The following is a 9,354-nucleotide window of genomic DNA, read 5'->3' as shown; positions in this document are numbered from 1 at the left end:
GTCTGAGATCCCGGAGGATTCCGGCAAGGATTCCGACCTCCAAAAAAAATAGTGTTGAGGTGCCGGATCGAAATCGGGCGGCCGTGTCTCGAAGGGGTCAGATGCAGTAGGCAATTGGTTTCGAGTCGAAGGGAGGCTCAGCGTGAGTTTTGCAGAGTTGGAAGCTGGTCTGCGCGGCTTTTCATGCCCTCAGAATGCGTTTGATGACGACCTACTGGCCGGTGTCACCGTGGAATATGCCCAAGGTGTGGTCGAACGATTCATCCGCCGCTATGGCGTGCAGTTGGCGGAGCGTGGAGGAACGGCACGTTTGTTCAACGAGTGGCTGCAGTTGGACCTCGGCTTCGATCAAGCCTGGGAACCGGTTTTCGGAACGCTCGGTGAAATCCTCCAGAACAGATCGAAGATCGACATCTATGAAGCCTCCGCACGCCTTGCCCTCTTGATCCAGGAGCAGGGAACACCCGGCGAATGGAGAATGCGGCTGAACGGGCCTGCGAACCTCCGCTGGAATCGCTGGCAACTTGATGCAGACGTCATCGAGCTCGGTGTGTGGTCCAATGGCGTCGATGCCACAATCGAAACGCTAAATAAGACCGGAGACGCCCGTGCGTACACGGCGTCGCGTCGCGACGGATATTGGACGGTGACCAACGCCACACGACATCCCCAGGTCGACTTCGAGCATCGCGCCTCTACGCTGCTACGTGGCAGCGGCATTCGCTCGGCTGAATTTTCCTTCCTTGAAGAGGATGTGGCGGATGCGCAGGGCGATCAACAACTCGTCGACCGGTTTGCCGAGGCGGCCGCGCTGTTGCGCCTCTACGCACCCGAATACCTGCGCTGGGTGGACCGGGTGATGCGATACATAATCCCACTCAAGGGCGGTTCCAATCGCATCGTCAGCGGCAGTACCAGAGGTCAATCCGGCGTCAGTCACATTTCCGTCGACGCCGGTGCCGCCGAAATCGCGGAGATGCTGGTTCACGAGTCGGCGCATCACTACTACTATCTCATCACCCGACTGCAGCCAGTACATGACGGTAGCGATGAGAACCTTTACTACTCGCCTATCAAGCAGCGCGGGCGCCCCATCTACTTCATTCACCTAGCCTACCACGCCTTCGCCAACGTGCTGCTACTAGGGGAAAAGTGCCGGCGCAGCGGATACGACCCTGACGGTTATTTCGCCAACAATGAACGTACTTTAGTTCCGCAATTGGCGAAGCTGGAGGAGGCACTCAGGACGACCCACAGTCTGACGCCCGTGGGATTTGCCCTTTGGGAGCCGCTGTCGGAACGCGTCCGGGCGGCGGCATGAAACTGGAGGACCGAGCTTGAGGCAAAAGATCCACTCCATTGTCCTCAAGGTCGTCGGTCACTGCAACATAAATTGCAAGTACTGCTACATCTACAACCACGAAGACCGTTCGTATTTGGACCGCGTCCCCGTGCTCTCTACGGCAACGCTACGCGCGCTCACGGAACGCATCAACCAGTACTGCGATGGCATCCAGGGACATCGATTGGGCGTAGTGTTCCATGGTGGCGAACCAACCCTCATCGGTCCCAGCCGATTTCAGGAGTTCGCCCGGATCCTGAATGACGACCTCGGGCCGCGGTTGAAATCGTTGGCCATCCAGACCAACGCGACTCTGATCAACGACGAATGGATTGATGCCTTTCACCACTGGAATGTCTCCGTCGGCGTAAGCCTTGATGGCCCACCACAGATCCATGACCGCTTCAGGGTCGATCATCAGGGTCGTGGCACCCAGGCCCGCACGCTCTCAGGCATCGAGCGGCTGCAGCGCGCCGGTTTTGATCCGGGTATTTTGTCCGTCGTAAACCCTGGCGAGGACGGGCTTGCAGTGTACCGCTACTTTCGGCGGCTTGGTCTGCGGTGGATGGATTTCCTTCTGCCCGACGTTTCCCACGATAATGTCACCAAGCTCTACGGGCATCACGGTGCGACACCTGTTGCCGACTACCTGCTTCCGATCTTCGATGCGTGGTTTGCTGAAGACGATAGTGCAGTGGTCATTCGTATCTTTCACGATCTGCTGCAACGACTAATGGGGGGCCCGGGGATCATGGACTGCTTCGGTAACCCCCTGCTTCCTTATTTGGTGATTGAAACCGATGGCGGGATAGAGGCTATGGATTCGCTCCGTACGGGAAGCAGCGGCCTCGGGGCAAGTGGCCTTAACGTGCTCGATGACGGATTCGGCGATCTGCATCGTGGCCAACAGATCTTCGCAAAGGCCATCCACGATGGCTTCCCGCTGAGCGATCCCTGCCAGCGCTGCGAATTCGCGGTAGAATGCGGAGGTGGCTTCCTGCCACATCGGTACGCCAGGGCCAACGGCTTCGACAACCCCTCGGTTTGGTGCGAGGACATCAAGACCCTAATGAGTCATATGCAAAGGAGACTGAACCGCGATGGATTTGCGTTCGGCCCGAACCCCAGTCCTTCTCTTCATGAACGCGCGGGGTGACCATTTGCTCAATCTGCCGGCGATCCGTGCCCTGGCCCTGGCCTTTGAGGGCCGGTTGACCCTTGTTTGCCGAACCGGCGCCCGTTGGACCTTTTTCGGCGACGTCGAGTTCGCCCGCGTCGTCGAAGTCCCCGCCGAATGCATCGGGCTGCAGTACTGCTTCAATGATGTGCCCGTGGCGGAGGCACTGGGCGACACGGACCTATTTATGTGCTTGAATCCCATATACGGAGAATCCGTCAAATCCCTCGTCCGCTCGTTACGACCGCCGGTTACGATCGGCTTCGATGCAGAATGCGTGCTGCCGCTCGAACTCGACTTCACACTACACAATGCAGACCTCGCCTTTCGGCTGCCGCAGTTGGTGTCGCCCGGTATCGTAATCGAGCCGTTCGCTGCCAAGCCGGCCGTGGGGCAATCCGCAAACGCACTCGCAGCGAAAATCCGCGCGACCCTGCCCGGTGACGCCACGCTGATCACCGTGCACGGTGACACTAAACCGGAAAAATGCTGGGCACACGAGCGATGGACCGCCTTTGCGGCGCTAGTGCAGCGCGAAGAAGGGACCTTCATCGCCGATCTTGGCGTTCGCCCCATCGATTTTGGGGACGGCATACTGGACGAAGACCGGATTATTCGGTTTGGAGAGCTGCCAATGCGCGAATCCATGGCAATCGTCGCGGCATCGGACTGCTTTGTCGGCGTTGACTCCTGTTTCTTACATGCGGCAGACCTGAGTCGCATCCCCGGTGTGGGCATCTTCGGCCCTACCGATGTCCATGAGTTCGGCTTCAGGTTTGCGCCGCACCGACATTGTGCTCGCCGGGATCTTGCGGGCCTCGAAGCCACGCTAGTATATGAAGCGCTGCTCCAGCTGCGTGACCACCATGTCTGATGGTACCCCGTCTATGTCGGGTCATGCAACCAGAGCCGGCACCTTAGGCGTCGCGCAGGCGGGCATCGCCGCTACAACTAGCGGTTTTTTTAGGGACTTCGCAGGCGGTCTGACGGTGTCCTCGATCGGCTTTGGGACAGGTGGAATCGACGGGCAACTCGAACTCAGCTCGAGAGAAGGCATTTTCTCAGCCTTCCATCTGGCCGTCTCGGGCGGCATTAATCTCATCGACACCTCCGATATCTACGGCTTTGGAGAGGCCGAAGCAGTCATCGGCCTCGCGCTCGCAGATCTTGCCCGCGATTTAGGCTCTAGACGTTCCGGACTCGTCATCTGCTCGAAAGGTGGCTACTTTCGACCGGGGACCGCTCTGCTCGAGCGGCGCGGGCGCTCGCTGCAGTCCGACCTTGGTATCGTTAGACAGTGTCATTCCATTCACCCAGCATATCTCGACAACGCACTGAGTCGTAGTGCCGCGCGATTGCGGTTGGGCACGATCGACGCCTACCTGCTTCACAATCCTGAGGAACAACTTCTGGCAGGTCCGGACCAGTTCGCCCACCGAGTACGTAGAGCCTTTGAATTCCTTGAGCAAGCCGTGGCGGACGGCCGGATTCTTTTGTATGGGATATCGACCGCTGACGCCCTGCTTGAACCCCATCCAGGGCCGCATACGTTGGATAGATTAGTCGGGTATGCCCGTGACGTTGCCGGCGATACGAACCACTTCAAGGTAGTGCAAGTGCCGTTCAACCTTGCTAGGCCGGATGCATTGTTTCGGCTCAATCATTTGGTGGCGGGGCGAAGCGTTTCGACCTTCGAGGCAGCGGCGCATCTCGGGCTAGCCGTAATCACGAGCGTTTCAGTGAATGGCGGAAGCATTTCCAAATTCATTCCTGGGGAATTGCGCGAGGCATGTCCGAGATTGAAAAAAGACATCCAGATTGCGTTGCAGTTTGCCCGCTCGGCCCCCGGCGTATGTGCGTCTCTCATAGGCCTTCGCAGCGTCGCCCACGTGTCCGATGTGCTCGGCCTTTGTCAAACATTGCCCCTCGCTTTGTAAGCGGCGCGTCAACTATGTGAACATCATCGGCAAGTCTCTCGTTAGCGCCGTCTCCAGCATGTGCTCCGTGGTGTGCCAGACGCTCGATAAACAGTCGGCGCAGCCCGATTTTCCGTAAGCGACAAGTTGAGGCCGTTCAGGCGGCGTAGTTCCACGGCATGAGTGCGTCGATTTCGCTGCTCGGCCAGCCGTTGGCGATGCTCTCGAGGGTCTGGGTGAGCCAGGCGACCGGATCGACGTTGTTCATTTTTGCCGTCTGCAGCAGCGTCGCGATGGTTGCCCAGCTTCTTCCGCCGCCGTCGCTGCCGGCAAAGAGTGAGTTCTTTCTCGTAATGGCCTGGGGCCGGATTGCTCGCTCGACGATGTTGGAGTCGAGCTCGATGCGGCCGTCGGTCAGAAAGCGTTCGAAGATGGCACGACGCGAGATCGCATAGCGGAGCGCCTCAGCCAGCTTCGATTTGCCGGAGACCCGCGGCAGGGTTTTCTGCCAGAGAGCGAAGAGCTCGGCGACAACCGCGGTAGAGGTTTGCTGACGCGCCGCGACACGGGCCTCAGGTGCCGATTCCGATGAAGCCGCCCCTTTGTTCCGAGATGATTGCGCCCCTGGATTCCGGGATGATCTCGCCCCCTGTTGGTGGGGTCTGCAGGCGATAATTGTTGTCAGTTCATTCAGGCGAGGTGTCAAGCTTTTCGCGGTAGGTTTCGGCGCAGACTGTCGCCGCTCAATTCGACACGGTGGGCATTGTGGACGAGGCGATCCAAGATGGCATCGGCGTAAGTCGGGTCTCCTATGACGCTGTGCCATGCGGATACGGGAAGCTGGCTGGTGATGATCGTGGATCGACGGCCATAGCGATCTTCGAGGATTTCGAGGAGGTCGTGTCGGGCCTGTTCGTTGAGTGGCTCAAGTCCCCAGTCATCGAGGATCAGGAGCTGAACATGCCCCAAGGTCCGTTGGAGCCGGGCATACCTGCCGTCACCGCGAGCGAGCGCGAGCTGAGCAAACAGTCTCGGGACACGCTGATAGAAAACGGAGCGATCGTCTCGGCAAGCCTTGTGACCAAGAGCACAGGCCAACCAGCTCTTTCCGACACCCGAGGGTCCGCAGATGGCAAGATTGTCGTGGGCATTGATCCAGTCGCCAGCGAGCAGCTTCATGAAGAGGGCGCGGTCAAGGCCGCGTTCGCTGCGATAATCGACATCTTCCGGGGTAGCCTGGTGGCGCAGCTTGGCGAACCTGAGGCGTGCCGCAAGCTTTCGATCGTAGCGGCAACTCCATTCCCGTTCGAGCAGCAGTCCGAGCCATTCGGCGTGTGAGAGATGTTCGGCTTCGCCGTTGGCAACGAGCTCGCCAAAAGCCTTTGCCATACCGGCCAGGCCCATGGCGTTCAGCCTATCAAGTGTTGGATGAGCTAGCATCTTTCCTTCTCCTTAGTGGTAATAGCGGGGTCCGCGGATGTTGGCGTGATGGATCGGTTCATGAGACGCCGATCCGTTCGGGGCAGTCGTTCGGTCAAGATGATTGTCGAGGATGGAGCGCACCGAGCCATAGGTCCGAGCCCCAATCTCCAGCGCCCGGCCGCAAGCGGCATTGACCCTGTCGCGGCCAAAGCTCTTGTTGAGGCGGATGATCCCGAGGCAAGCTCGAAAGCCCTGCTCGGGATGCGGCCTGTCGGCAAGGATGCGCTCGCACAACAGCGCAACATTTGGCCCCATGGCAGAGGCTTCGCGTTGAATCCGTTCGATCGTCCAGTCGGCGAAACGGCGATGTGCCGAGGGCATATGATCGGCGATCGTCGTGTGCTTGCCGTTGCCGCTGGAACGGCGATGGGCGGCAATACGCTCGCCCTTGTGGAAGATCTCGATCGTATTGGCGGTAATACGAGCCTCGACCTGCTCGCGGGCGAAGCGATAGGGCACGGAATAATAGTGCCGCTCGATCTCGACGTGATAATCCAGCCCGGCACGGCGGATACGCCATTCGGCAAAGACATAACGTTCGACAGGCAGTGGCCGCAAAGCCGGACGATCCAGTTCGTCGAACAAATGGCGGCGTGTGACGCCGACGCGGCGCAAGACACGCTTGTCGTTGAGGTCATGAAGCAAGTCGGCAATCGCCGCATTAACCTCGGCCAGGCTGTAGAAGGCGCGATGGCGCAACCGGCCCAACAGCCAGCGTTCGACGATACGAACCGCAGCTTCCACTTTTGCCTTGTCACGCGGACGTCGGGGCCGCGTCGGCAGGACGGCACTGCCATAGTGAGCCGCCATCGCGCAATATGTCCGGTTTACCTGGGGATCGAAGTGGCAGGCCTTGATGATCGCCACCTTGGCATTGTCGGGAACCAGCAAGGCTGGCGCACCGCCAAAGAACTCCAGCGCCTGGATATGGCATTCAATCCAGTCGGGTAGTGTCTCACTCCAGCGTGCCTGCGCGAACGAAAGGCTGGACGCTCCCAGAACCGCCACGAACAGGTGGGCCTGCCGTGTCTTGCCGGACAACCGATCAACAACCACCGTGACCGTGTCGCCGGCATAGTCGACGAACAGCTTATCGCCGGCCGCGTGGTCCTGCCGCATCGTCACAGGCAGCTTCATCGCCCAGCCGCGGTAAAGGTCACAGTACCGACTGTAACGATAGCCGTCCGGATGTCGGCTGATGTATTCGTCCCAAAGGATTTGCAGCGTCATGTGCTTACGCTTCAATTCCCGATGGACCAGCGCCCAATCCGGCTCAGGGCTCCGACGGTGCCCTGTCTTCGTCCCGGCCGCTTTGTAAAGCGCCCCCTCCAGGACGGCATCGCTCACATCGTCACCCAACGGCCACGATAGCTCCGCGATGGCCGCACGTCGCAGCGTCTCGCGCACCGTTGAGGGCGCGGCTCCAACCCGGATCGCAATCGACTTGTGCCCAAGTCCTTGCTCGAAGCGATATTTCAATATCTCGCGGACACGCCGCATCTCCAGTCTCTCCGCAGGCATCCCGTTCCTTCCTCGTCACAGTCGAAGGAAGAAACTTCACACCAGCAGAACACCCACGCCAGATGCCTCACCAAGGGGGCGGCATCATCTCGGAATCAGGGGGCGACTATTTCTCGGAATTGGGGGGCGAGATCATTTCGGAATCAGGGGGCGGATTGCCTCGGAATTTGCACCTCAGGGCTTTGCCCGCGCACGGTCTCCTCGATCTGCCAGAGCTTCGCCATCCGCTCGACCGTCTCCGTTGCGACCTTTGAGCTTTCCGCAGCATGCAGCTCGTAGAACTTGCGCCGGCTGTGTGACCAGCAGCCAGCCAATGTGACGCCGTCATTGCCGCCATCGGAGCGGACCAGCTTGTTGTAGGCGGCATAACCATCCACCTGCAGAATGCCGCGATAGCCGTTGAGATGCCGGGCGACGCATTCGCCGGCTCGGCTATCTTCGAAGCGATAGGCTACCATCGGCGGCCCACTGCCTCCGAATGGTCGATCATCCCTGGCATACGCCCAAAGCCAAGCCGTCTTTGTCGATCCGGAACCGGGCGCGAGCGTGGGTAGCGTGGTCTCGTCGGCGAAGATCCGCTCGCCCTTTTTGATCTCATCGAAGAGGTAGTCGGCCAGGATCTCCAACTCGAACCCCAGCTTTCCCATCCACTGCGCCATCAGCTTGCGATCGAGCTCGACTTGGTCGCGGGCGTAGATCGCCTCCTGCCGATAGAGCGGCAGGCCATCGGCATATTTGGAGACGGCGATCTGGGCCAAAAGCGCTTCCGTCGGAATACCGCCTTCGATGATGTGTGCCGGCGCTGGTGCCTGGATGACGCCGTCCTCGTTTTTGAAGGCATATTTCCGCCGGCGGGTGACGATGACGCGGAACTTCGCCGGCATGACATCCAGCCGCTCCGAGACGTCCTCGCCGATCAGCACCTTCTGCTTGCCGGAATGTTCCGGCAGATCCTCCGGCTCGATCACCACTTCGACCCGCTCCAGATGCGGTGCGAAGCCCTTGCGCGGCCGCGGCGGACGTTTGCCATCCGGACGCTCGCGGCCCTTGTTGACCTTCGCCCTGATCGCGGCGATGCCGGTCTCGATCTCCTCGAAGACAAAGGCCTGCTGCTCGTCGTCGATGGTGGGAGAGCCGAGCTTTTCCGATCGCCGGCCGAAGCGGGCGCGATCAAAGGCTTTCAGGATCTGCGTCAGCCGCTCGATGCGCTCGTCGGCATCGGCGTTGCGCGCCTTGAGATCGGCGACCTCGCTCGCTAGGGCCTCGGCCCGCGCCGCCTTTTCGGCCATGGCAAGCACCATGGCTTTCAGCGCTTCAACGTCGTCTGGGAGTTTGAGATCGGGCGGCGTCATCGGCCCGACCAGAGCACATTTTGCTCCGGTTTTCCCGCCCTTTCAGGCTGCTGATTCACTTCGCCGCAGGGCTTTTACCCAACAATCTCCGGCGGCTTCACCGGCACGGCGCGAACCCGCTTCCAGTCCATCCCATCGATGAGCGCCAGAAGCTGGGCATGGTTGAGCTGAACTCGGTTATGGCCGATCCGCGGCCAGCAGAACTGCGCTTTTTCCAGCCGCTTGGCATAAAGGCAGACGCCGGAGCCGTCCCACCAGACGATCTTCACTCTGTCCGGACAACTACCGCCATTCTGCATACGTTTCTCGCTTTTCGACGATTGCCTACCCTTGGCACCCGCTGTTCGGAAAGAAGGTGCAGGTCTCGCCGTTCAGGCGTGGCAAGAGTTTAACCTGCATCTACACGGATGAGCGTCCTGATCTGTGCCGCGAGTTGCCGAATTGGATGTTCGATCAAAGCTACTGCGCCAACATGGCGCTGGGGCTGCCCGAGATCAGCATCGCCGGCCTCAACGAGTTGGCAGCGGCGCTGGCATCGTTCGACGCGACTCGCTCACGAGGCGC

Annotated in this window: 7 protein-coding genes and 2 pseudogenes; 4 read left to right on the top strand and 5 right to left on the bottom strand. The window is 60.0% G+C overall.

Going from position 1 to position 9,354, the window contains the following annotated elements; genetic code table 11:
• Positions 1-142 precede the first annotated feature (142 nt).
• From AC6CIG_RS19990 to AC6CIG_RS19975, 4 genes are all read left to right on the top strand, one after another.
• Complete coding sequence (locus tag AC6CIG_RS19990) at positions 143-1,321, top strand: aKG-HExxH-type peptide beta-hydroxylase (protein ID WP_457813146.1); 1,179 nt, start codon at positions 143-145, stop codon at positions 1,319-1,321.
• A 16-nt stretch (positions 1,322-1,337) separates the two neighbouring features.
• The gene (locus AC6CIG_RS19985) at positions 1,338-2,498 is read left to right on the top strand and encodes a radical SAM protein (protein WP_498323640.1); all 1,161 of its coding nucleotides are present in this window, start codon (positions 1,338-1,340) and stop codon (positions 2,496-2,498) included.
• A complete protein-coding gene (locus tag AC6CIG_RS19980) occupies positions 2,443-3,393 on the top strand; it encodes a glycosyltransferase family 9 protein (protein WP_457813148.1) in 951 nt (316 codons plus the stop codon). Before AC6CIG_RS19985 ends, AC6CIG_RS19980 begins: the two co-directional genes overlap by 56 nt.
• Positions 3,394-3,508: 115 nt before the next feature.
• Positions 3,509-4,456 (top strand): aldo/keto reductase, encoded by a 948-nt coding sequence (locus AC6CIG_RS19975; RefSeq protein WP_457813149.1) that lies wholly within the window; start codon positions 3,509-3,511, stop codon positions 4,454-4,456.
• 136 nt (positions 4,457-4,592) lie between these two features.
• Here the strand turns inward: AC6CIG_RS19975 and AC6CIG_RS19970 are convergent.
• The 5 genes and pseudogenes from AC6CIG_RS19970 to tnpB all read right to left on the bottom strand — a co-directional run.
• Positions 4,593-5,015 (bottom strand): annotated as a pseudogene (locus tag AC6CIG_RS19970) (IS66 family transposase); the annotation flags it as partial.
• Positions 5,016-5,137: 122 nt separating this feature from the next.
• Complete coding sequence (gene istB / locus AC6CIG_RS19965) at positions 5,138-5,875, bottom strand: IS21-like element helper ATPase IstB (RefSeq protein WP_127615839.1); 738 nt, start codon at positions 5,873-5,875, stop codon at positions 5,138-5,140.
• Positions 5,876-5,887: 12 nt separating this feature from the next.
• Positions 5,888-7,417: an IS21 family transposase gene (gene istA / locus AC6CIG_RS19960; RefSeq protein ID WP_498323639.1), complete on the bottom strand. Its 1,530-nt coding sequence runs from the start codon at positions 7,415-7,417 to the stop codon at positions 5,888-5,890.
• Positions 7,418-7,587: 170 nt separating this feature from the next.
• Positions 7,588-8,790, bottom strand: a pseudogene (gene tnpC / locus AC6CIG_RS19955) (IS66 family transposase); the annotation flags it as partial.
• Between the two features lie 74 nt (positions 8,791-8,864).
• On the bottom strand, positions 8,865-9,059 hold the full coding sequence (gene tnpB / locus AC6CIG_RS19950) for an IS66 family insertion sequence element accessory protein TnpB (protein WP_127624086.1): 195 nt from the start codon (positions 9,057-9,059) through the stop codon (positions 8,865-8,867).
• Between the last annotated feature and the right edge of the window lie 295 nt (positions 9,060-9,354).

The organism is Sinorhizobium sp. GQ132 (assembly GCF_059758575.1).
Note: the sequence above shows the minus strand (reverse complement) of the source record. Positions and strands in the feature narration are given on the sequence as shown.

What these genes read in the sequence shown, in the direction of transcription:
- AC6CIG_RS19980 (WP_457813148.1), top strand. Translation starts at nt 2,443, where the DNA reads ATGGATTTGCGTTCGGCCCGAACCCCAGTCCTTCTCTTCATGAACGCG.
- istB (WP_127615839.1), bottom strand. Translation starts at nt 5,875, where the DNA reads ATGCTAGCTCATCCAACACTTGATAGGCTGAACGCCATGGGCCTGGCC.
- istA (WP_498323639.1), bottom strand. Translation starts at nt 7,417, where the DNA reads ATGCGGCGTGTCCGCGAGATATTGAAATATCGCTTCGAGCAAGGACTT.